The sequence below is a fragment of the Methylobacterium sp. WL9 genome (genome assembly GCF_008040035.1).
GTDB lineage: Bacteria > Pseudomonadota > Alphaproteobacteria > Rhizobiales > Beijerinckiaceae > Methylobacterium > Methylobacterium thuringiense.
Genome location: NZ_VRVE01000002.1, coordinates 128,536 through 151,329 on the forward strand (window position 1 = coordinate 128,536; position 22,794 = coordinate 151,329).

Annotated in this window: 21 protein-coding genes; 15 read left to right on the plus strand and 6 right to left on the minus strand. The window is 67.7% G+C overall.

The window, feature by feature from the left end; genetic code table 11:
- Positions 1-2: 2 nt before the first annotated feature.
- Positions 3-3,122: an efflux RND transporter permease subunit gene (locus tag FV217_RS01600; protein ID WP_147813627.1), complete on the plus strand. Its 3,120-nt coding sequence runs from the start codon at positions 3-5 to the stop codon at positions 3,120-3,122.
- Between the two features lie 277 nt (positions 3,123-3,399).
- Positions 3,400-3,876, plus strand: a complete 477-nt coding sequence (locus tag FV217_RS01605) for a MucR family transcriptional regulator (RefSeq protein WP_147813629.1) — start codon at positions 3,400-3,402, stop codon at positions 3,874-3,876.
- Positions 3,877-4,265: 389 nt separating this feature from the next.
- Here FV217_RS01605 and FV217_RS01610 read toward each other — a convergent pair whose 3' ends face one another.
- Both FV217_RS01610 and FV217_RS01615 read right to left on the minus strand, forming a co-directional pair.
- Positions 4,266-6,326: a carbohydrate porin gene (locus tag FV217_RS01610; protein ID WP_147813631.1), complete on the minus strand. Its 2,061-nt coding sequence runs from the start codon at positions 6,324-6,326 to the stop codon at positions 4,266-4,268.
- A gap of 421 nt (positions 6,327-6,747) precedes the next feature.
- Positions 6,748-7,281 carry a DUF2147 domain-containing protein gene (locus tag FV217_RS01615; RefSeq protein ID WP_147813633.1) on the minus strand — a complete coding sequence of 178 codons (534 nt, stop codon included), beginning with the start codon at positions 7,279-7,281 and terminating at the stop codon, positions 6,748-6,750.
- Between the two features lie 225 nt (positions 7,282-7,506).
- On the opposite strand from FV217_RS01615, the gene ndk reads away from it, so the two are divergent.
- Positions 7,507-7,929 carry a nucleoside-diphosphate kinase gene (ndk, locus tag FV217_RS01620; protein WP_147813635.1) on the plus strand — a complete coding sequence of 141 codons (423 nt, stop codon included), beginning with the start codon at positions 7,507-7,509 and terminating at the stop codon, positions 7,927-7,929.
- A gap of 171 nt (positions 7,930-8,100) precedes the next feature.
- Positions 8,101-8,475, plus strand: a complete 375-nt coding sequence (locus FV217_RS01625) for a hypothetical protein (RefSeq protein ID WP_147813637.1) — start codon at positions 8,101-8,103, stop codon at positions 8,473-8,475.
- Positions 8,476-8,535: 60 nt separating this feature from the next.
- Here FV217_RS01625 and purN read toward each other — a convergent pair whose 3' ends face one another.
- Positions 8,536-9,189 carry a phosphoribosylglycinamide formyltransferase gene (gene purN, locus FV217_RS01630; RefSeq protein ID WP_147813639.1) on the minus strand — a complete coding sequence of 218 codons (654 nt, stop codon included), beginning with the start codon at positions 9,187-9,189 and terminating at the stop codon, positions 8,536-8,538.
- Between the two features lie 163 nt (positions 9,190-9,352).
- Entirely contained in the window at positions 9,353-10,420 is a 1,068-nt protein-coding gene (gene purM, locus FV217_RS01635) for a phosphoribosylformylglycinamidine cyclo-ligase (RefSeq protein ID WP_147813641.1), read from the minus strand.
- 371 nt (positions 10,421-10,791) lie between these two features.
- On the opposite strand from purM, the gene FV217_RS01640 reads away from it, so the two are divergent.
- On the plus strand, positions 10,792-11,883 hold the full coding sequence (locus tag FV217_RS01640; protein WP_147813643.1) for an AI-2E family transporter: 1,092 nt from the start codon (positions 10,792-10,794) through the stop codon (positions 11,881-11,883).
- Between the two features lie 14 nt (positions 11,884-11,897).
- Here FV217_RS01640 and FV217_RS01645 read toward each other — a convergent pair whose 3' ends face one another.
- Positions 11,898-13,442 (minus strand): hypothetical protein, encoded by a 1,545-nt coding sequence (locus FV217_RS01645; RefSeq protein WP_246682698.1) that lies wholly within the window; start codon positions 13,440-13,442, stop codon positions 11,898-11,900.
- A gap of 219 nt (positions 13,443-13,661) precedes the next feature.
- Between FV217_RS01645 and FV217_RS01650 the strand changes: the two genes are divergently transcribed.
- Positions 13,662-14,390 (plus strand): hypothetical protein, encoded by a 729-nt coding sequence (locus FV217_RS01650; RefSeq protein ID WP_147813645.1) that lies wholly within the window; start codon positions 13,662-13,664, stop codon positions 14,388-14,390.
- Between the two features lie 73 nt (positions 14,391-14,463).
- Here the strand turns inward: FV217_RS01650 and FV217_RS22635 are convergent, their stop codons facing one another.
- Positions 14,464-14,742 carry a hypothetical protein gene (locus FV217_RS22635; protein ID WP_210245112.1) on the minus strand — a complete coding sequence of 93 codons (279 nt, stop codon included), beginning with the start codon at positions 14,740-14,742 and terminating at the stop codon, positions 14,464-14,466.
- Between the two features lie 44 nt (positions 14,743-14,786).
- Between FV217_RS22635 and FV217_RS01660 the strand changes: the two genes are divergently transcribed.
- From FV217_RS01660 to FV217_RS01700, 9 genes are all read left to right on the plus strand, one after another.
- Positions 14,787-15,056, plus strand: coding sequence for a BrnA antitoxin family protein (locus FV217_RS01660; protein WP_238230751.1), 270 nt, complete (start codon positions 14,787-14,789; stop codon positions 15,054-15,056).
- A gap of 55 nt (positions 15,057-15,111) precedes the next feature.
- A complete protein-coding gene (locus FV217_RS22640) occupies positions 15,112-15,576 on the plus strand; it encodes a hypothetical protein (RefSeq protein WP_187272395.1) in 465 nt (154 codons plus the stop codon).
- 113 nt (positions 15,577-15,689) lie between these two features.
- The gene (locus FV217_RS01670; protein ID WP_147813649.1) at positions 15,690-18,059 is read left to right on the plus strand and encodes an RNA degradosome polyphosphate kinase; all 2,370 of its coding nucleotides are present in this window, start codon (positions 15,690-15,692) and stop codon (positions 18,057-18,059) included.
- Between the two features lie 11 nt (positions 18,060-18,070).
- Entirely contained in the window at positions 18,071-19,612 is a 1,542-nt protein-coding gene (gene ppx / locus FV217_RS01675; RefSeq protein ID WP_147813651.1) for an exopolyphosphatase, read from the plus strand.
- Positions 19,613-20,013: 401 nt separating this feature from the next.
- Entirely contained in the window at positions 20,014-20,646 is a 633-nt protein-coding gene (minC, locus tag FV217_RS01680) for a septum site-determining protein MinC (protein WP_238230828.1), read from the plus strand.
- Between the two features lie 47 nt (positions 20,647-20,693).
- Positions 20,694-21,509 (plus strand): septum site-determining protein MinD, encoded by an 816-nt coding sequence (gene minD / locus FV217_RS01685; protein WP_147813655.1) that lies wholly within the window; start codon positions 20,694-20,696, stop codon positions 21,507-21,509.
- Positions 21,506-21,775 carry a cell division topological specificity factor MinE gene (gene minE, locus FV217_RS01690; RefSeq protein ID WP_147813657.1) on the plus strand — a complete coding sequence of 90 codons (270 nt, stop codon included), beginning with the start codon at positions 21,506-21,508 and terminating at the stop codon, positions 21,773-21,775. Before minD ends, minE begins: the two co-directional genes overlap by 4 nt.
- A gap of 98 nt (positions 21,776-21,873) precedes the next feature.
- Positions 21,874-22,200 carry a DUF167 domain-containing protein gene (locus tag FV217_RS01695; RefSeq protein ID WP_147813659.1) on the plus strand — a complete coding sequence of 109 codons (327 nt, stop codon included), beginning with the start codon at positions 21,874-21,876 and terminating at the stop codon, positions 22,198-22,200.
- 130 nt (positions 22,201-22,330) lie between these two features.
- Complete coding sequence (locus FV217_RS01700) at positions 22,331-22,759, plus strand: exopolysaccharide production protein YjbE (RefSeq protein WP_238230753.1); 429 nt, start codon at positions 22,331-22,333, stop codon at positions 22,757-22,759.
- Positions 22,760-22,794 lie beyond the last annotated feature (35 nt).

Genomic DNA, 22,794 nt, shown 5'->3' on the forward strand with positions numbered 1-22,794 from the left:
CGGTGATCCGTGATCCCTCCGGCCCGCAGGCCGCCCTCGTCGCCTTCGCCGTGCGTCGGCCCGGCATCGTCCTGGCGCTGGCGATGGCGCTTGCCGTCTACGGCATCCTCGGTCTGGGTCAGGCGAAGTACGACGTCTTTCCCGAGTTCGCGCCGCCGACGGTGACGGTGCAGACCGAGGCGCCGGGCTTCAACCCCGAGCAGGTCGAGGTGCTGGTGACGCAGGCCGTCGAGGTCGCGCTGAGCGGCCTGCCGGGGCTCGCCACCATGCGCTCGAACTCGATCCAGGGCGTCTCGGTGATCACCGTGACCTTCGGCACCGGCAGCGACATCTACCGGGTGCGCCAGCTCGTCACCGAGCGCCTCGCGACGCTCTCCGGTCGGCTGCCGCAGGGCGTCCTCCAGCCCTCCATGACGGCGCTGACCTCGTCGACGAGTTCGGTGCTCCTCGTCGGCCTGACCTCCGACTCGCGCTCGCCGATCGACCTGCGCACCATCGCCGATTGGCGCGTGCGCCTGCGGCTGCTCGCTGCGCCCGGCGTCGGCGAAGTGCTGGTCTATGGCGGCGAGGTGCGCTCGTTCCAGGTCCAGGTCCGGCCGAAGGACCTGATCCGCTTCCGCATCGGCCTCAACGACGTGCTCGTCGCCGCCCGCAAGGCCACCGGCGTGCGCGGCGCCGGCTTCGTCGACACGGTGAACCAGCGCATCGCGCTGCAGACGGAGGGACAGTCGCTGACGCCTGAGGAGGTGGCGCGCACGGTCCTCGTCAACGAGGGCGGGGCGAGCGTCGTCCTCGGGGACGTCGCCGACGTGGTCACCGCGCCCGAACCCGCGATCAGCGGGGCGTCGGTCGATGGCAAGGCCGGCGTGCTGCTGATGGTCGGCGCCCAATACGGGGCCAACACCCTCGACGTCACCGAGAAGGTCGAGACGGCCTTGGCCGAACTCCGTCCGGCGCTGGAGCGCGACGGCATCACGCTGCGCGCCGACCTCTTCCGACCCGCGAACTTCGTCTCGGTCGCCAACGCGAACGTCCTGCAGGCGCTGGCGCTCGGTGGCGTGCTCGTGGTGATCGTGCTGTTCGTCTTCCTGCTCGATTGGCGCACGGCGTTGATCAGCGCGGTAGCGATCCCGCTCTCTCTGATCAGCGCCGTGCTGGTGCTGCGCCTGCTGGGCGAGAGCCTGAACACGATGACGTTGGGCGGCCTCGCCATCGCCATCGGCGAGGTGGTGGACGACGCGGTGATCGGCGTCGAGAACGTGGTGCGCCGACTGCGGGAACATCGCAGGACCGGCTCTTCGTCGAGCGAGTCCCGCATCATCCTCGATGCGATCCTCGAGGTGCGCATTTCGGTCGCCTACGCCACCTTCGCGGTGCTGCTCGTCTTCCTGCCCGTGCTGGCGCTGACCGGCGTGCCCGGCCGGCTCTTCGGTCCGCTCGCCATCGCCTACATCCTCGCGGTTCTGGCCTCACTGGTCACGGCGCTGACGGTGACGCCCGCCCTCTCGCGATTGCTGCTCGCGGGCCGCAAGAACCTGCCGACCCGCGATCCGCCGGTGATGCGCGGGGCGCGGGCCGTCTACATGCGGTGCCTGTCGCGGATCGACCGGCACCCGCGCCTCATGATCACCGTAGCGCTTCTGGCGACGCTGGCCGGCGCGGCGGCCGCCCCGTTCTACGGCAGCGCCTTCCTGCCCGACCTGAAAGAGGGCCACCTCATCCTGCACATGGCCTCGGCGCCCGGAACCTCGCTGCAGGAGTCGCTGCGGCTCGGGGGGCATATCGCGACGGGGCTGAAGGCGATCCCCGGCGTGCGCGCCGTCGCCCAGCAGGTCGGGCGGGCCGAGGCCGGCTACGATGTCGGCGGTCCGCAGGACAGCGAGATCCATATCGACCTGGAGCGCGGCCTCGACGGCACGGCCCAGGACCGCGCCCAGGCCGGCATCCGCGCGCTGATGGCGGCGACCCCCGGCGCGAGTTTTTCTCTGAAGACGTTTTTGACGGAGCGCATCGAGGAGACGGTGTCGGGCTTCACCGCGCCGGTCGTCGTCCAGGTCTACGGCTCGGACCTCGATCGGATCGAGGCGGCCTCCCGCGACGTCGCCCGCGAACTCGCCGAGGTCCGCGGCGCGGCCGACGTCCAGCAGAAGTCGCCGGCCGGGCTGCCGCAGATCAATGTGGGGCTACGCCCGAACGACCTGCGCCACTGGGGCCTCGACGCGATCGAAGTGCTGGAGATCGTGCGCACCGCCTACCAGGGGGACACGGTCGGTCAGGCCTACGAAGGCAACGCCGTCTTCAACGTCATCGTGATCCTCGAACGCGCGGCGCGCGCGAAGCTCTCGACAGTCGGCGACCTTCCGCTGCGCACGCCGAGCGGCAGCTACATTCGCCTCGCCCAGGTCGCGGACGTCTACGAGACCTCCGGCCGCTACGCGGTGCAGCATTCGGGAGCCCAGCGCGTGCGCACGGTGACGGCCAACGTCGAGGGCCGCGACGTCGCCTCCTTCGTCGCCGCCGCCAAGCGCAAGATCGGCCGTTCGGTGAAGCTGCCGCCCGGCGTCTATGTCGGGTTCGAGGGGGCGGCCGAAGCGCAGGCGCAGGCCCGGCAGGATCTGATCCTGTATTCCGGCCTCGCCGGACTCGGCATCCTGCTGTTGCTCGCGATCGTCACGGGATCTTTGCGCAACCTCGCGATCGTACTCGTCAACATGCCCTTCGCCTTCGTCGGCGGCGTGCTGGCCGTTGGACTGACCGGAACTGTCGTCTCGCTCGGATCGATCGTCGGATTCGTGACGCTATTCGGAATCAGTCTACGCAACACGATCATGATGGTCGCGCATTACGAGCATCTGGTTCGTGCCGAGGGTCGGGACTGGACACTTGCGACGGCGATCGAAGGTGCGGCGGATCGTCTCGTGCCGATCCTGATGACCTCCCTGGTGACCGGACTCGGCCTCCTTCCACTCGCCCTCGGAGCGGGCGAGCCCGGCCGCGAGATCGAGGGGCCGATGGCGATCGTCATCCTCGGCGGGCTGGCGACCTCGACGATCCTGAATCTGTCGATCGTACCGACGCTCGCGCTCCACTACGGTCGTTTCACCACCGCGAAAGACGCCTGATCGCCCGACGGCTGGCGAAACGAGCTTTGATCGGCTAACGCCGATCACGGTGATTTGATCGAGGGCTCCGGAACTTTTTGTATGCTTGTTGACGTATTGGGGCGTTGGAAGTGCTCGGTTGATACAAATTCGCGTCGTCTGCACCTTGGCTAGGCTCTGTTCGAATTCGTCTATCGTACAGACCGTGAACTGTGCATGATCTCTTCGGATCGTCTCTTGATTTTCAGGATCATTTGTATGATCTTACGTCTGAGGGGCACACAACCGGACCGTGAAAATGGCAGAAGAACAACAGACAATGAACACAGACTTCGTCACCCTCGCAGGTGATATCGTTTCCGCATACGTATCGAAGAATTCCCTGCCAGCCGCCGACCTTCCGGCCCTGATCGGCAGCGTCCACACGGCCCTCGTCGGCCTGTCGGGCAGCGTCGAGGCCGCCCCGGTCGCCGAGAGCGTCGAGAAGCCGACCCCGGCTCAGGTGCGCAAGTCGATCACGCCCGACGCGATCATCAGCTTCATCGACGGCAAGTCGTACAAGACCATGAAGCGCCATCTCGGCACGCATGGCCTCGACCCGCATTCCTATCGCCAGCGCTACGGCCTTCCGAGCGACTATCCGATGGTCGCACCCAACTACGCCGCGCAGCGCTCCGCACTTGCCAAGTCGATCGGCCTCGGCCGTCCGGGCGGCCGTATTCCGGAGGAAGCCGTCGAAGAGCCTAAGACCCGCGGTCGCCGCAAGGTCGCCTGAGATCTTGGACGCGTTCGTCGTCCGCGAGGGTGGCACGAGACTATCGAGAGCCGTATCCGATCATACCGGGTGCGGCTCTCTCTTTGTTTCGGTGAGTCGATCCGCCTGTCGCGATTGCATCGTGGCGATCGCGATCACCGGTCGTTCTCTCATACGGTTTCCGGTTGATTCCTTCGGCCTACCACGCTCCCTTCCCCGGACGGGTGGAGCGTCAGCGGAACCCGATCCGGGGCCGAGCATAAAGACGTCGCGAAGCGTCGAAACGTCTGCGCCGTTCGAATCGAGCCGCTGGCGCGGCCTTTGTTACGCTGGGTCCCGGATCACTTTCCGCTCCGCTGCAGGCGTCCGGGAAAGGGCCGTGGGACCGAACGGATCAACTGGATACGATATCAGAAGTCCGCGTGCAGCCGGGTCCCGAAGAAGTCGGCCGGGCCGCGGTCGCGGTTGTAGGCCGGGTTCTCGACGTGCTGGTAGTCGAACGACATCGTGACCGACTTGGTCAGGCTCATCGCATAGTAGGCCTCGATCGCCCGCTCGGGTGAGTAGTTGAGCTGGCCGTCGCCGATCAGCAGGCCGAATCCGCCGGCCGCGAAGAAGTCCCGGTGGGCGGGCGAGAGCTGGTTCATCGAGGTGCCGAGGCCGATCGTGTCGGCGGGGCGGCCCCAGGCCGTGCCCTTCAGCGAGACGCCGCCGGAATAGGAGCGGTCGACGTCGGTGAAGGACAGGTTTTCGGTTCGGCCGTCGCCGGCGCTGGCGCGGGCGAAGACGCCGAGATCGCTGGTCACCGCCTGTTCGAGGTTCAGGTAGAAACCGCTCTTGCGGCGCGCCGTCCGGGTCGCAGCCGCCGCATCGTTGACGTCGCCGAAGACGCCGAGCTGCGTCAGCGTCACCGCCTCGCGGTAGCTCGCGGTGTTGCCGACGTTGGAAAACAGTCCGAGCCGGACCTTGCCCGGCTGTTCGAGCCACGGCAGCACGTGGCGTTCCTCGATTTCGGCCGTGAGGCCCTGCCGCTCGAGCACCCGCGTATCGAAGATGTCGCTGGAGGGTTGCTTCGGCACCTGCGTGTAGGCGGCGCGCAGGGCGAATTCCGCGCGGTTGTACTCGACCATCAGGCCTTGCGTGAACCCGGGAAGGTTGGCCGGAAAATCGTAGGCGGCCGCGCCCCACAGGCCCCAGTTCATGAAGTCGACCCGCGGGTCGTGCGCGTAGGCGTTGTTGTCGAAATAGTCGCCGAGCGCGAACTTGCCGACGACCAGCGTGATGCGCTCGACGTCGCGCGTGCCGGCGATGGAATTCGGGCCGTCCGGCACCGCCTCGGTCTCGCCGCCGAAGCCGAAGGTCTGCTTGAGGAAGTAGCGGTTCGAGCGAAGTTTCGGGAACGGCGCGCCGGCCTTCTGCGCCTCGCCGTTGACGAAGCCGGCGACGCCGAGCGTCCGCGACAGGCCGAAACCCTGGCTGAACTCGGGATTGTAGTAGAGTTCGGTGCCCTCCCAGAGCTTGAAGCCGAGGAAGGCCGTGGCCGTGGTGGTCGCCTGCGCCTGGTGCGGCACCAGGCTCTGGTCGCCACGATAGGGCGAGCGGAAGCCGGTCACGCCCTGGTTGATGAAGGTGGTCTGGCCGTGCAGCGAGAATCGGCTCGGCTCGCTCGGCGTGTCGTCCTCGCTCTCCGGCGGAAGGCGCAGGCCCTCGGGATGCCAGTACAGGCGCAGCATCATCTCGTTCGAGACGAAGGCGCTGCGCGTCGCGACCGGGCCGCCGTTCACGCCCGGCAGCACACCGAGATCGAAGCGGCCGCTCTCTCCGAAATCGATGTAGCGGTAGTCGAGCCCGAGCGAGAAGTCCGGCGTGATCGCGTACTGGACGCCGGCACCCAGCGTGAAGCCGAGATACGACACGTCGCGGCGGGCGCCGCCGACGCCTCCGGTCGCGAGATCCGGATAGGTCGCGATCACCCGCCCGTTCGCCCCGGCTAGGCCGAAGCTCGCATAGACGAGGTTCCGGTCGAAGGCGTAGCCGAGCCGGACCCGGCCGCTGCCGATCACGTCCGTCTTCTCGCGGATCAGGGCGAAGGGCGGGTCGACCGCCTCGTAGCCGAAGCCCGGTGCGGTGGAGGATCCCGGCCGCTTCAGGTTCGCGCCGACGAGGTCGGCCTCGATGCCGTAGACGAAGGCGCCGCTCTGCCAGTTCCAGCCGCCGAACGCGCCGCCGACGGCCGCCGTCGCATCGCGGTTCAGGTTGGCGCGGCCGGTCGCGTCGCCGGTCTCGAAGGCCCGCACGCGACGCCCGCCGATCGTCGACGGGCCGAACTCGAAGTTGGCGAACGACGCTCCGGCGCTTCCCTGCAGGCCGAGATAGCTGCCGGACCAGTCGACGAAGCCGGGTGCAGGGGAGGGGGCCGCGAGATCGGCAGCCTGCGCCCCGTCGGCGATCAGGCCGGCGGCGGCGAGCATCCAAGCCGCACGGGGCCATGCCCGGCAGGTGCCACGCGCCTCGTCTCGTCCCCTGACCCACCCCACCGAAACGCACTCCCCACCGCGACCGTCAGCGAGGTATAGCCAATGCTATAATCGCGGCAATCGGCCTGGAGCGACTCTCCGGAACCGTTGCGCCAGCGCCACATGGCGATCAAGCAGGACTGGCCGACAGGATGATGACAGCCACCCGAACGTTCGTACGGGCCGGCGCGTGCGCCGCAGCATCGAAAGTCGGAAGATATCACAGCTTGGCGGGCGCCGATCACTTGTCGCAGTCTGCGGGTGCTGTAATCAGGCGAAGCCTAAACCCCCATCAGGATAGGCAAAAACTTAGGGCGCACCGTGACCGGTGCGCCCTTTTTCGTTCAAGGATGGGTCGCCGACAGTAATCCGGCGGTCAATCTTCCGGTTCGGCCTCCGGAGCGGCCTTTGCGGCCGGCTTCGTGGCGGTCTTCGGCTCTGTCGTGCTGACCGCTGCCTGCTGGTTCACGTCCGGTACGCGGTTCCAGGTCTGCGAGCCGCACAGCACCTTGAGCAGGCAGCCCGAGATGTTCAGCTCGGACGCGCTCTCGCGCTCCAGGCTCACCGAGTACATCTTGCCTTCCTCGGCGTTGTAGATCTCGCCCGAGAACTTCGCCTCTTCCGGCTTGAGATTGTCGAGCAGCGTCAGGCCGATCACCGGACGGGTGCGCTTCTTCGGGTCGGGGTTCTTGAGGTCGGTGCGCGGGCCGCCACCGGGAGCGGTCGGCGTCTTGAGCCAGACCACCTTGCCGCAGATGTTCGAGGCGCTCGGGCCGCAGCGGTCGATGCGGACCTTGGCGCGCCCGTCCTCCGTCAGCCAGGTGCCGGTCGGGTCCTTCGGTGCCGCGGAGGCCGCGGAGGCGGCACCGAGCGCTGCGAGGACGAGGGCGGATCGAAGGGCGATGCGCATGGGCGGTCTCCGTGTGCCTGCCGTGGGACGCTTGCTGCAGGGCCGGGCCCCGCGTCGTTCACGGATCAAAGCGTCGCAATGGGGCGAATTTCCGGCAGTGTTGCGCCAATGCCATGTCCGTCCACGGCCGGCCCTCGGTTGAGGACGCCGGGTCCCCCCGCTATAAGCCCGGCGCGACGGCCGTTTTCGGCCTCACCGACCTCTCATAAAAAGTCCGTACCGATCATGGCCACCGAGCGCACCTTCTCCATCCTCAAGCCCGACGCGACGAAGCGGAACCTCACCGGCGCGGTCAACGCCGTGATCGAGAAGGCGGGCCTGCGCATCGTCGGCCAGCGCCGCATCCAGATGAGCAAGGCCCAGGCCGAGAAGTTCTACGAAGTTCACGCCGCGCGTCCGTTCTTCGGCGAGCTCGTGGAATTCATGATCTCCGGCCCCGTGGTCGTGCAGGTGCTCGAAGGCGAGAACGCCATCGCCAAGTACCGCGAAGTCATGGGCGCCACGAACCCGGCCCAGGCCGACGAGGGCACCATCCGCAAGACCTTCTCGGAGTCGGTCGGCGAGAACACCGTGCACGGCTCCGACAGCGCCGAGAACGCGAAGCTCGAGATCGCGCAGTTCTTCCAGGATTCCGACATCGCCGGCTGATTTTTGCAAGATCCGGTCTTCGAGGCGGACGTCTCGAAGACCATCCCGCTTGCGGGCGGCGACACGGTGAAGTCGCATTCCCGCCAAGGTGTGGCCTCGCTGCCCTAGCGGCGCAGAGGCCGGCGAGACGAGAAGGATTCCATCGACGAATCTCTCTCGCGGACAAGATCCATGCGCCTCGTTTCCTCGCGCGCCAGCAAGCTTCTCGCGGCGGCCGCCCTCGCTTCCCTGCTCGCCGCTTGCCAGTCCGGCCGCACGCAGGTCGCCTCGCTCGAAGGCTACACGCCCGATCCGGCGCTGAAGACTGCCTCCAAGAGCAACCTCAAGGGCCGCGTCAGCCACGCCTGCGTCATTACCCAGGCCCGTTCGCAGAAGGTGCCCGAGGCCTCCGTCGAGCAGCCCTGCGGCTGCTATGCCGACCGCACGCTCAGCACCCTCGACAGCGGCGAGATCCAGTCCTACCGCGCAACCGGCTACTTCAACGAAAGCGCCAAGGCGAAGGCCCTCAACGCCCTCGACAGCTGCAAGCTGCCGCGCCCGGCCTGAACCGTTGCGGGGCGCTGCCCCGCGCCCCGCCGAAGGGCCGAGCCCTTCGGAATCTCCGGGTTAGAGCGAGTGCAGGGCGCCTTCGGTGCCTTGCCCGGTGGCGAAGGCGACGCGGCCTCCCTCAAGCGGCGCGCGGCCAGACGCGACCAGCGCCAGCGCCTTCGGATAGAGCCGGTGCTCTTGCACGATGACGCGGGCGGCGAGGCTGTCCGCATCGTCGCCGGCTAGGACCGGCACGGCCGCCTGGGCGATGATCGGCCCGGCATCGAGCTCCGGCACCACGTAATGCACCGTGCAGCCATGGAGGCGAACACCCGCCGCGAGCGCCTGCTCGTGCGTCTGCGCGCCGCGAAACAGCGGCAGCAGGGAGGGATGGATGTTGATCATCCGCCCGGCCCAGGCCTCGACGAAGCCGGCGGAAAAGATCCGCATGAAGCCGGCGAGGCAGACGAGTTCGGTCCCGGCCTCGCGTAGCGCCGTGTCCAGCGCGGCATCGAAGCTCTCTCGACTCTCGAACGTTTTGTGGTCGATCGCCTGCGTCGGGATGCCGGCCTCGGCCGCGCGTGCCAGACCGGCCGCATCTGGCCGGTTGGAAAGCACCAGCACGATCTCGGCCGGGTAATCCGCTGCCTTCGCCGCCTCGATCACCGACACCATGTTCGAGCCGCGCCCCGAGATCAGGATTGCGACCCGTTTTTTTCGGTGTTCGCTCATGCGGAGGCCGCACGGGAGAAGCAATCACCAACGGGCTCTCCTCCCCCTTGTGGGAAGGAGTTGGAGGTGGGGTTGGATCCGCTGGACTCCGCCTGAGGCAGGCGAAACCGCCCCCACCCTCGATCCCTCCCCACAAGGGGGAGGGAAGGCGAGTCTCCCACCATCACAGCGCCAGCGATCCAGTAAACGTCACGGGCTCCGGTCCACGCTCGGTGATAAGGCCGAGCCGCACCGGCGTCTCGCCGGCCTGGGCGAGGGCGCCGGCCACCGCGTCCACGGCGTCTGCGGCAACCACCACCACCATGCCGATGCCGCAGTTGAAGGTGCGCAGCATTTCGGCCTGCGAGACGCCGCCCTCCTTGGAGAGCCAGCCGAAGACCGGCGGTACCGCGATCGCGGAGAGGTCGATCTCGATGCCGACGCCGTCGGGCAGGACGCGGGGCAGGTTGTCGGGAAATCCGCCGCCGGTGATGTGGGCCAGCGCCCGCACGCCGCCGGCGCGCTTCATCGCGGCGAGCAGGGCCTTCACGTAGATCCGCGTCGGCTCCAGCAGCGCCTCGCCGAGCGTCCGGCCGGGGGCGAACGGCGCGGGGGCGTCCCATGCGAGGCCGCTGCGCTCGACGATGCGGCGCACCAGCGAGAACCCGTTCGAGTGGACGCCGGAGGAGCCGAGCCCGAGCACCGCGTCGCCGGGCTGGATGCCGGGGCGCGGCAGCAGCGTGCCGCGCTCGGCCGCGCCGACCGCGAAGCCGGCGAGGTCGTAATCCTCGTTGGCGTAGAGGCCGGGCATCTCGGCGGTCTCGCCGCCGATCAGCGCGCAGCCCGCCCGACGGCAGCCCTCGGCGATGCCGCGCACGATGTCCGCGCCGACGCCCGGCACCAGCTTGCCGGTGGCGTAGTAGTCGAGGAAGAACAGCGGCTCGGCGCCCTGCACGATGATGTCGTTTACGCACATGGCGACGAGGTCGATGCCGATGGTGTCGTGGCGCCCGGTCTCGATGGCGATCTTCACCTTGGTGCCGACGCCGTCATTCGCCGCCACCAGGATCGGGTCCTTGAAGCCGGCGGCCTTGAGGTCGAACAGGCCGCCGAAGCCGCCGATCTCGGCATCCGCCCCGGGCCGGCGCGTGGCCCGCACCAGCGGCTTGATCGTCTCGACCAACGCGTTGCCGGCGTCGATATCGACGCCGGCCTGCGCGTAGGTCAGCCCGTCTTGATCTGCGGCCGTCATCGGCTCTCCGTCCTCGTGTTGGAGCCTCTTTAGCCGATTTTGCCCGGCATCCACCCCATCCTGCGCACAATCGCCGAGATCGCTGTCGACAACGCTCGGTGGGTTCGGCCGCCGATCCGCGGCACCGACACTACCTGCTTTGTTGAGCGGCGCCGCGAACGGCTTCGCCGATCTCGCCAGCCCCTTTTGTGGGAGCACGACCGACATCTGGTTGCCGACCGGATCGCAGATCATGGCCTTCGCATGAATCCGAAGAAATCGGCCGGGTATCGGTTCCCCGAACGGCCGCCGTCATCCTGGGCTTGCCTTGACCGGCAAAACCGGCTTCCCACTCTCCGTCTCGTTAACGGTCGAGCTGCGGGGGAGCCGGGATGCGCACCAGGGCAATCATCGGTCTCCTGATCCTCGGGGTCCTGGTCTTCCTGCTCTATTCGCTGCGGGAGGTGATGCTGCCCTTCGTGGCGGGTCTGGCGCTCGCCTACCTGCTCGATCCCCTGGCAGACCGGCTGGAGCGGCTCGGCGTCGGGCGGCTTGCCGCGACGCTGATCATCCTGGCCGGCTTCGTCGTCGGACTGATCATGCTGCTGATCATCGTCGTGCCGCTGGCCGCCGGGCAGATCGCCTCGCTGGTCAACGCACTGCCGGGCATGGTCTCGAAGCTCCAGGGCATCATCGTCGAGCGGGTCGGGCCGGTGCTGCAAAAGATCGGCGGCACCGACGTCGTCAGCGAGCTGCAGAGCTCGGTCGGTTCGCTGGTGGGGCAGGGCGGAACCTGGTTCCTCGCCTTCCTCGGCTCGATCTGGTCGGGCAGCCAGGCGCTGGTCTCGATCGCCTCACTTCTCGTGATCACCCCCGTCGTGGCGTTCTACCTGCTGCACGACTGGGACCGGATGATCGCCGGCCTCGACGGCTGGGTGCCGCCGCGCCATCGCGACACCACGCGCCGGCTCGCCGCCGAGATCGACAACGCCGTCACCGGATTCGTGCGCGGGCAATCCCTGGTCTGCCTGATCCTCGGCACCTTCTACGCCGTCGGGCTGTTTGCGGTCGGGCTGAACTTCGGCGTGCTGATCGGGCTGATCTCGGGCTTCCTGACCTTCATCCCCTTCGTCGGCAGCCTCACCGGCTTCCTGCTCTCGCTCGGCGTCGCGCTGGTGCAGTGGTGGCCGACCGGCGACTGGCTGCATATCGGCCTCACCGTCGGCGTGTTCCTGGTCGGCCAGTTCCTCGAAGGCAACGTCATCTCGCCGAAGCTCGTCGGCGATTCCGTCGGGCTGCATCCGGTCTGGCTGATGTTCGCGTTGCTCGCCTTCGGCACGCTGTTCGGCTTCGTCGGCCTGCTGCTGGCCGTGCCGGTGGCGGCCTCGATCGGCGTGGTCGTTCGATTCGGCGTCGAGCAGTATCTGCAGAGCCGGCTCTACACCTCGGAAGAGCCGGTGCTGCTGGCAGAGCCGGAGGAGTAGCCTCTGCGAGACGTTTACGGGCTCGGCAGCGGACCGCCATCCGGACCCGGCGTCCCGAAGGTCGAGACGGCGTCGATCGACTTGCGTTGCAGCACCTGCCAGCGGGCGAGCTGCGTGCAGAGCGAGGGTGTCTCCTGCGGCGCGCCGGCGCCCGGAGGCCGGGCCGCGCAACGCAGGGAGACGTAGTTCTGTAGGCTCATCGAGAGCTGCAGGGACGAATCCGACGAGTAGAGCTGGGTGTCGCTGAACACCACGCCCGAGACGACGTTCGCCTGGTACATCATCCGCAGGCTCTGCTCGGTCTGCGGCCGGCGCTCGGCGTCGAGGCCGAGCAGCGTGCCGTTGGCGGAAAACTCCGGCAGGATCGCCACGTTCGGGAAGCCCGCCGTCTGGTGGCATCCCATGCAGGAGGCCTTGGCGTTGTCGACGGGGCCGGCGAGTCGCCCGCCATAGCCGAGATGGTTGAAGTTGAGCGGCGCGGTCGTCAGCTCCTTCAGGGCCTGCGGGTTGATCCATTGCTCGGTGAGCTTGGACTGATCGCAGGGTCCGTTCGGCCCCGTGCAAGTCTCGGCGAAGGTGGCCTTGGGCGAGTTGCCCCATTGGAGGCCCAGCGGCACCATCCGCTTCCAGGGCGTGTCGCCCCGGGCGTTGCCGTCATAGCCGAAGGTGCCGAGCAGCCAGCCCGTGGTGCTGCGCGCGTCGCGGACCGACACGTCGATCTGGATCATGCGGATCGTACTGATCTCGCGCTTGAACCGCTCGATCGGCCCGGCATTGCGCCAGCGCGGATCGTCGTTGACGAAGACGTCGGCCTTCCATTCGAGGGCGTTCTTCACGGTGGGAAGCTGATCCTCCGTGACGGTGGAGAACAGCAGCTTGATGATGAAGGCGCCGTCAGGGAACGTGTTGAGCGCGGTCGGGTCGGGGTTCAGCGCGCCGGGTTTCGGGTCGTCCGGATTGCAATAGACCTGCCCGATGCCGAAGGCGGCGCGGTCGTTGAAATAGGCGCCCGACCAGGTGTCGACGAAATCGCGCTGCAGGGTGCTCAGCGTGTTGCCCGACGAGTCGAACTCGTGGGTGAAACCGTGGACGAATTCACGTCCGTCGGTGCCGGGCCAGTCCGAGGCGACCTCGGTGTTCCAGTCCATCCACGGCATGCCGTACCATTTGCGGACTTTATTGTCCTCGACGTAGAAGTCGACGTCGACATTGCCCTCCAGGCCGTAATCGAGAAGCGCCTGCAGGTAGGCCCTCGGATCGACCGGCCCGCCATCCTTGAAATCGATCTTTTGCCACGGAAGCTTTTCCGCGGGCGGCAGCTGATTGGGATAGTCCTGGCTGAGCTTGTACACCCGGCCGCGATAGTTAGGCGCGGGGTCGCCGCCCTGGCCCTCGCGATAGTAGTTCGCGAATTTTCCCCGGACGCAGTCCTTGCGGGCGAGATGATTGCGGACCTCGTCGGTCGTGGCGGAGGCTTGCATGGTGCCGAGACAGACGCTGGTGGCGAGTATCACGATCGCCTGTGCGGCCAGCAGGAAACCGTGCCGTGGTCGTGCCATGTCGCCTCTCCCGAAAATCAGTCCCCGATTTGGAAGTGGAGTCGTTAAGACTTGGCTTTGCGCTGTTTCGGCCCTCTGGAGCATTTTGAAATTCTAATTTTATGCAATTTCCGCCGTATCGCGTACAGGCTCGGCCCGACGATTGCTCCGAACGGCTGCTGATGACTCGCAGGCAACGCGCGCGAATTTCGCAACGGATCGGGTGTATAAGCCCGTCCCATGCGCGACAAAGCTCCGCCGAAGCAGCTCACCTTCGACCTGCCCCTCGACCCGCGCTACGGCCGCGAGGATTTTCTCGTCGGCCCGGCCAACGAGACGGCCTACGGCCTGGTCGAGGCCTGGCCCGACTGGCCGGACACGGTGCTTCTGCTGCAGGGACCGGCCGGCAGCGGCAAGAGCCACCTCGCCTCGATCTGGGCGACGCGCGCCCATGCCTGGACCGTGTCCGCCGGCACGCTGCAGGCCGATCAGGTCAGGCATCTCGTCTCGAACGGCGCCCTGGTGATCGAGGATGTCGACCGCCCGGCGGATCGTGACGAGTCCTCACTGTTCCACCTGCTCAATCTCGCCCGCGAGCGGAAATGCCCGGTGATGATCACCGGAGCGGGCCCGGTCGACGGCTTCGGCCTCAAGGTGGCGGACCTGCGCTCGCGGCTGCGCCTCGCGCCGCGCGTCGAGATCCTGCCGCCGGACGACGCCCTGCTGCGCGCGGTCATCGTCAAGCTCTTCGTCGACCGGCAGATCGTGGTGGACCTCGCCGTTGTCGAAGCGGTCGCCCTACGCATCGACCGCTCGCTGGCCCGTGCCCGCGACGTGGTCGCCGAACTCGACCGCGACGCCCTCGGCCGCGGCCGGCGGATCACCAAGCCGTTGGCTCTGGCGGTGCTCGACCGGCTCGGCATGGCCGAGACCGGGGACGACGCCGACGGGGCGGATGACGAGGCCTGATGACCGCGGCTCTCCGACAGGGGTGATGCCGATCGGCCTTTTGTGTAACGCCTTTTAATCGTCGATCGCCGCGTTAAATGGCGTTGCGAATAATCGATGGCGATCGTCTCGGATCCTGCGAAGCGCCAGAGACGCGCTCACCGAGGGGCGCCTCGGTTTCGACGATGCCGAGGTCGTTTTCGCCGGACCGACCTACACGTTCGAAGACACGCGCAAAGACTACGGCGAGGTCGGCAACATCACGATGGGGCTGTTTTTCGGCCGAATGGTCGTCGTTGGATGGATTCCACGGGGGTTGGATCGCCGTATTTTCCATGAGGAAAGCCAATGTCCGCGAGCAAACGCGCTTCACCCCGCTTCTCCGCCGATCGACCGATCGGAACGGACCTCGTTGCCTTGGATGCCCACGAGATCACGCCCGAGGAATACGAAGAACTTCCCGAGATTACCGACGAGATGATCGAACGCGCCGATTTCCACATCGGCGGCAAACTCATCAGGCGCGGCCGCGGGCGGCCCAAGATCGAACGGCCGAAGCGGCAGGTCACGCTGCGTCTCGATGCCGACGTCCTGGATGGCATCCGTGCGACCGGTGCCGGCTGGCATGGCCGGGTCAATCAGGCGCTTCGGGATTGGCTGGCGGCTTCGCCTCGCGAGCGGGACTGACCGTTACCGATCACTCTGGGCTCGTGCCCGCGACACGAAACGAGGATCGGACCTCATGACCTCTGATCTGCCGAGCCGTCTGTATCGCCGCGTCTGCTCCGTCGGCTTCGTCCTGCTCCTGGCCGCCCTCCCTGCCCGCGCCGAGGATCCAGCGCCACTCCTCGACAATTGGAAGGACCTGCGCGCCGCCTTCGTGCGCTGCTGGACGGTGCCCAAGGGGACCGAGGGCTCGGTGGTCGCGTTCCGCTTCCTGTTCGCGCCGAATGGCGGCCTGCGCGGCCCGCCGATGGTCATGGCCAAGATCCTGAAAGGCGACGACGACGCGAAGAAGCGCTACGAAGCAGCGGCCTACCTCACGCTCGACCGCTGCCTGCCGATCCGGGTGACGCCGGGCTTCAAGGCGGTGATGGGCGAGTCGCTGCTGCTGCTGCGTCTGGTGAACACGCGCCGCGAGCCCGCCCCGAATCTCGGCCCTGCCATGACGATCTTCGCCGAGGAGGCGAAGGCGGAAGGGGAGTAGCCTTCCGGCCGTCGCGGCGCAGCGGCATTGGCCGCTCTGTCGCAAAAACGTCATATGGCATAGCTCGGCCCGTGCTACGGCACCGCCCCGCGCGCAACTGAGGAGGCTGACCTTTGCCGGAGATGGAGTCGGACGTCACGGTGCAGGACGGCGAGGCGGTCGAGGCCGAGGAGACGACGCTCGCCACAGAGCGCGGCGTCCGCAGCGAGAGCGCCCGCGCCCGCACGGCCCGTGCCGCCCGCATCCTCGCCGCCGAGAAGGCCGCCGAGCCCGAGGCCGGCCCGACCGGCCAGAAGACGGGGGCTAAGGTCGACGAGGCCGCCCGCGAGCCGATCCTGGAGGCCGGCCGCCATCTGCGCCACTCGCCCGAGCGTTTCGTGAACCGCGAGCTATCCTGGCTGCAGTTCAACCGGCGTGTGCTGGAGGAGGCCTCCAACAAGAACCACCCGCTGCTGGAGCAGCTGCGCTTCCTCTCGATCTCGGCGGCCAACCTCGACGAGTTCTTCATGGTCCGCGTGGCGGGCCTGTACGATCAGGTCCGCGCCGGCATCACCACGCCCTCGCAGGACGGCCTCTCGCCCTCCGAACAGCTCGTGCGCGTCGGCGCCGAGGTCTCGCGGCTGGCCCTCGACCAGCAGGAGCGCTGGCGGGCGCTGCGTGGCGAATTGCTCGAAGTCGGCATCGAGCTCGTCGAGCCGGCGGGCTTGTCGGACGAGCATGGCGCCTGGCTCGACGACTACTTCCTGCAGCACATCCTGCCGGTGCTGACGCCGCTCGCGATCGACCCGGCCCATCCGTTTCCGTTCATTCCCAATCTCGGTTCGACCATCGCCCTGATGCTGGTGCGCCCGCGCGACGGCCGCACGCTCCGCGCGCTGATCCGCCTGCCCTCCATGCTCGACCGGTTCGTGCGCCTGCCCGACGCGACGGGGGACACGACGGCGCGCTTCATCGCCATCGAGCAGGTCATCGTGAAGTTCACGAACCGGCTGTTTCCCGGCTATTCCGTGAAGGGCCAGGGTGCCTTCCGGGTGGTGCGCGACTCCGATCTCGAAATCGAGGAGGAGGCCGAGGACCTCGTCCTGCATTTCGAGAGCGCGCTGAAGCAGCGCCGCCGCGGCGTCGTGATCCGCCTCGAAATCGAGGAGGGCATGACCGAGGACCTGCGCAGCTTCGTCATGGACGAGCTAGAGATCGCGCAGGACGGCGTGTTCCTCGTCGAAGGCACGCTGGCGCTCAACGAGCTCTCGCAGATCGTCGGGATCGACCGGCCGGACCTCAAGTTCAAGCCCTACAACGCCCGCTTCCCCGAGCGCATCCGCGAGAGCGGCGGCGATGTCTTCGCGGCGATCCGGCAGAAGGACTTCATCGTCCACCACCCCTACGAGACCTTCGACTCGGTGGTGCAGTTCCTGGCCCAGGCCGCCCGCGACCCGAACGTCGTCGCGATCAAGCAGACGCTCTACCGCACCTCCTCGAACTCGCCGATCGTCGCCGCCTTGGCCGAGGCGGCCGAGGCCGGCAAGTCGGTGACCGCACTGGTGGAATTGAAGGCCCGCTTCGACGAGGAGGCGAACATTCGCTGGGCGAAGGACCTCGAAAAGGCCGGCGCGCAGGTCGTGTTCGGCTTCATCGAGTTGAAGACGCACGCCAAGCTGTCGATGGTGGTGCGCCGCGAGGGTGAGAAGCTCGTCACCTACTGCCATATCGGCACCGGCAACTATCATCCGATCACCGCGCGCATCTACACCGACCTGTCCTTCTTCACGGCGGACCCGGCCATCGCCCGCGATGTCTCTCGCATCTTCAACTACATCACCGGCTATGCCGAGCCGGCGGAGCTCGAGCGCATGGCGGTCTCGCCGATGACGCTGAAGCCGCGCCTCCTCGAGCACATCGCGCAGGAGATCGCCCACGCCAAGGCCGGGCGCCCGGCGGCGATCTGGATCAAGTGCAACTCGCTGGTCGACCAGCAGATCATCGACGCGCTCTACGACGCCTCGACTGAAGGCGTGCAGATCGATTGCGTGGTGCGCGGCATCTGTTGCCTGCGTCCCGGCGTGCCCGGCCTGTCCGAGACCATCCGGGTCAAGTCGATCGTCGGGCGTTTCCTGGAGCACGGACGCATCTACGCCTTCGGCAACGGCGCCGGGCTGCCCCACCCCAAGGCGATCGTCTACATCTCGTCCGCCGACCTGATGCAGCGCAACCTCGACCGGCGCGTCGAGGCCCTGCTGCCGATCACCAATCCGACTGTGCACCAGCAGGTGCTCGACCAGATCATGCTGGCGAACCTCCTCGACAACCGGCAGAGCTGGCGTGTACTGGCATCGGGCGCAAGCGAGCGGATCCAGCCCGCCGAGGGCGAAGAGCCGTTCAACGCGCACAAGTATTTCATGACGAATCCGAGCCTGTCCGGGCGCGGCAAGTCGTCGAAGAAATCCAGCCCCCGCTCGTTGAGCCGTCGGGCTCAGCGTGCCTGAAAGGGTGACGCATGGGTCCGATTCGTTCTCACCTGACGCTCGCCCATTCCGCCGACATGCCCTTGCCCGACCGGCTCAAACCCGTTGCGATCATCGACATCGGGTCGAACTCGGTGCGGCTCGTCGCCTATGACGGGCTGACCCGTGCGCCGACGCCGCTCTACAACGAGAAGGTCCTTTGCGGTCTCGGCCGGGGCGTCTTCTCGACGCGGCGGCTGAGCGACGAGGCCGTGCGCCGCGCGCTCCATGCGCTCGGCCGGTTCCGGGTGCTCTGCGACACCATGAAGATCGGACGGATCTTCGTGCTCGCCACGGCCGCCGCGCGCGACGCCGAGAACGGCCCCGCCTTCATCAAGGCGGCCGAGGATATTCTCGGCCAGGGCATCGAGCTTCTGTCGGGCCGGCGCGAGGCCGAATTGTCGGCGCTCGGCATCGTCTCGGGCTTCAACGGGCCGGACGGCGTCGTCGGCGATCTCGGTGGCGGCTCCCTCGAACTCGTCGACGTGCGCGGCTCGACGGTGGGCCAGGGCGTGACCATGCCGCTCGGCGGCCTCGCCCTGCAGGATCTCTCCGGCGATTCCGCCAAGAAGGCCCGCAAGATCGCCCGCGAACATCTCAAGAAGGCCGAGCCTCAGCTCGAGATCATGCGCGGGCGCACCTTCTACGCGGTCGGCGGCACTTGGCGCGCCCTGGCCAAGCTGCACATGGCCGCCCGCGGCTATGACCTCCACGTCATGCACGGCTACAGCGTCGAGCCGCAGGACACGCTCGACTTCCTCGACATGGTCGAGAAGAACGAATCGAGCGCGTTGCAGGATGTGGAACTCGTGTCGGAGGCACGGCGGCCGCTGCTCGCCTACGGCGCGGTGGTGCTCGAAGAGATCATCAATGTCGGCCGGCCGCGCGAGGTCGCGATCTCGGCGCTCGGCGTCCGCGAGGGTTTGCTGTTCGAGCAGCTCGACCGCGAGACCCGGATGCTCGACCCGTTGATCGCCGGGGCGCAAGTGCTCAACGACCAGCGCGCGCGCTCTCCCGGCCACGGCGAGGAGCTGCGCGGCTGGACCGACCGCTTCATCGCGACCCTCGACGGGCCGGAGACCACCGAGGAGCGCCGGCTGCGCCACGCCGCCTGCCTCCTGTCGGACATCAACTGGCGGGCGCATCCGGATTACCGGGGCGAGCAGGGCCTGAACGTGATCGCCAACGCGGCCTTCACCGGGATCGACCACCCCGGCCGCGCCTATCTCGCGCTGACCGGATATTTTCGCCACGAGGGCATCGCGCCGGAGAAGGCGAGCCAGATGCTGCGCGATCTCGCCGGTCCCCGCCTGCTGGAGCGCGCCCGCCTGATCGCCGCCCTGCAGCGCGTCGCCTTCCCGGTCACAGCCGGCATGGCGGGCGTGCTCCAGCGGACACCGCTCGCCGTCGAGGACGGCAAGATCGTGCTCAGGCTTCCGGCCGAATGGCGCCCCCTCGACGGCGAACGCCTGCTCAACCGCGTGCGCGGCCTCGGCCGCGTGATCGGCCTCGACGGCCGGGTCGAAGTCGGCTGAGGCCGCCGGCGACTTCCCCTTGCCGGATGCCCGGGGCGCCGGCGGAAGGCGATCCGGCACCGGGGGCGATCGCGCCTCTCGAAAACCCCTCGATCACCGTCCGCGTCGGCGTCTCCCTGATTCGCACGATCACAGGATTGGGCGATCCCCGCAGGCCGGATGAAATCGCCTTAACGATTGTATCGCGCCGATCACGATCATCAAGCCACTGACGGTGAAGGATAATTTCCGAAACACGGCAATCCGGTGCCCGGACGTCACCCGGCAAAACTTGCCGACCGCCCGGAAAAATTAACCGCACGGTAACCATGGCGGCCGTGAATGGGGGGGTCGGTAAGGAAACGTTCACCCCCGTGACAAGCCCTGCTCCCACACTCCCCATCTTCGCCTGCCGCGGCCGCGTGTTTCGCGCGCTCGCCCTGGCGCCCCAAGCTCCGGTCGGCGACTGGCTCGCCCTCCTCGACGCCGCGCTGAAGCGCTCGCCCACCCTGTTCGCGGACAAGGGCGTGATCCTCGACGTGGCGGCGCTGGCCCCCGAGGCCTCCGCGCTCGAAGGCCTCGTCGCCGAGCTGTCGAGCCGCAGCATCCGCATCCTCGGCATCGAGGGCGCGGCCTGCGCGTCAGTCGGACTTCCTCCCTTCCTCGCCGGCGGCCGTCCGACGCTCGAGGGTGTGACGGTCACGATCGAGGCGGAAAAGCCTCCGGTCACCTCGCTCACCATTGAGGGCTCGGTGCGCTCCGGCCAGAGCATCTGTCATCCCGAGGGCGACGTGACCGTGATGGGCTCCGTCTCCTCCGGCGCCGAAATTCTCGCGGGCGGCTCCGTCCACGTCTACGGCGCGCTGCGCGGCCGGGTCATCGCGGGAGCCGCCAAGAACCCGCGCGCAAGAATCTACTGCCGGAAGTTCGAGCCCGAACTCCTCGGCATCGACCGCCTCGTCCGCACGGCCGAGGACATGGGCAGCCACCTGCGCGGCCAGGCTGTCCAGATCTGGCTCGACGGCGGCGCGATCAAGTTTGCGGCCCTCGCCTGAGCGGCACGCTTCGACGAACACGATTTGGCTTCAAGGGAAACGATGAGATGGCCAAGGTTCTCTGTGTGACATCCGGCAAGGGCGGCGTCGGCAAGACGACGACCACGGCCGCCCTCGGTGCAGCGCTGGCCCAGGCCGGCGAGAAGGTCTGCGTCGTCGATTTCGACGTCGGCCTGCGCAACCTCGACCTGATCATGGGCGCCGAGCGCCGGGTGGTCTACGACCTCATCAACGTCACCAACGGCGACGCCAAGCTCAACCAGGCGCTGATCCGCGACAAGCGGCTCGAGAACCTCTCGCTGCTGCCCGCTTCGCAGACCCGCGACAAGGATGCCCTGACCGACGAAGGCGTCGAGCGCGTCATCGCCGAGCTGCGCGAAAAGTTCGACTGGGTCGTCTGCGACAGCCCGGCCGGCATTGAGCGCGGCGCCCAGCTCGCCATGCGCCACGCCGACGTCGCGGTGGTCGTCACCAACCCGGAAGTCTCCTCGGTGCGCGATTCGGACCGGATCATCGGTCTCCTCGATTCCAAGACCGTGCGCGCCGAAAAGGGCGAGCAGATCGAGAAGCACCTGATCCTCACCCGCTTCGACCCGGCCCGGGCCGACCGCGGCGACATGCTCAAAGTCGACGACGTGCTCGAGATCCTCTCGATCCCGCTGCTGGCCATCATCCCCGAGAGCCTCGAAGTGCTCCGCGCCTCGAATGTCGGCTGCCCGGTGACGCTGAACAACCCGCTCTGCGCCCCGTCCCGCGCCTATATCGACGCCGTGCGCCGCCTGAAGGGTGAAACCGTTGCGATGGCGATCCCGTCCGACCGCAAGTCCCTGATCAACAAGCTGTTCACACGGAGGGCAGCATGAGCGTTCTCACCTTCCTCAAGCCCCGCGGCTCGGCCAACACCGCCCGCGAACGCCTACAGCTCATCATCGCGCACGAGCGGTCCGAGAACGGCCGTCCCGATCTGGTGATCACGCTGCGCGAAGAGATCCTGGCCGTCATCGCCAAGTACGTGAAGGTCGATGCCGACAAGGTCCAGATCAAGCTGGAGCGCGGCAAGGGCGTCTCGACGCTGGGCGTGGATATCGAGATCCCCGTCGACGCCACCCCGATGCGCGCCAGCGCCTGAGTGGTCTGCCAACTCCAGTCCGATGCCAGACGGCGATGGGGCCACCCATCGCCGTCGTTCGTTCAATGGTCCGGTGAGAGCCGCCGGACCGAAGCGCCATGACGCCCGACACGCCAGCCCCCTTCGCGATCGATGCCGACGGGCTGCGGCTTGCCGTGCGCCTGACGCCGAAGGCCGACCGCACGGCGCTCGGCCGCGTCGTCGTCGGCGCGGATGGCCGGGCCGCGCTGGGGCTCCGCGTCGCGGCGCCACCGGTGGAGGGTGCGGCCAATGCGGTCCTCGTCGCCTTCCTGGCCAAGAGCTTCGGCCTGCGAAAGGCCGACGTGACGATCCTTTCCGGCGCGACCTCCCGGCTCAAGCTGCTGCATCTCGCCGGTGACGGCGCCGGGCTCGCGGCGCGTCTCACGGCGCTCCTCGACCCCTGAGACCGAGGCGCCGCTCAAGATTTCCTGCGATATTCTGTCGCGATGCCGGAAGTATTTTCCAGCATAGACGTGTTCACGGCGGCCGCGCGACAGAATTGTCGCAGCCACCCTGTTCGGGCGGAACATCCGCATGGGGCTGCTGCTTTCTCCCGCGAACAACAACGCGGAGAAAAACGTGAAGAAATTTGTGATCGGTGCCAATCTCGCTGCCGCCGTACTGCTGTCCGCCTCTGCCGCCATCGCTGCGCCGTGCACCGCCGAGAAGGGAAAGAGCCCGGATCAGGCGACCAACGCGACGAGCTCGGACGTAGACAAGGGCAGCAAAAACATTGCCGGCGGTGCCCAGCCGGCCTCGCCGGGTACGGTCGGCGCCATGAACAATACCGGCGCGAACCAGGCGGCCCAGACCGCCGACAAGGGCGGCGAGAAGAGCGACAAGGCCGAAGCCGGTTCGAAGAACCTGGCCGGCGGCGAACAGCCTGCCTCGCCGGGCACCGTCGGCGCGATGAACGACACACCCGCCACCCAACATGCCGGCCACAAGGGCGACGATTGCTGATCCGCATCCGGCCCGTTTGACGATTCCGCCCGTCC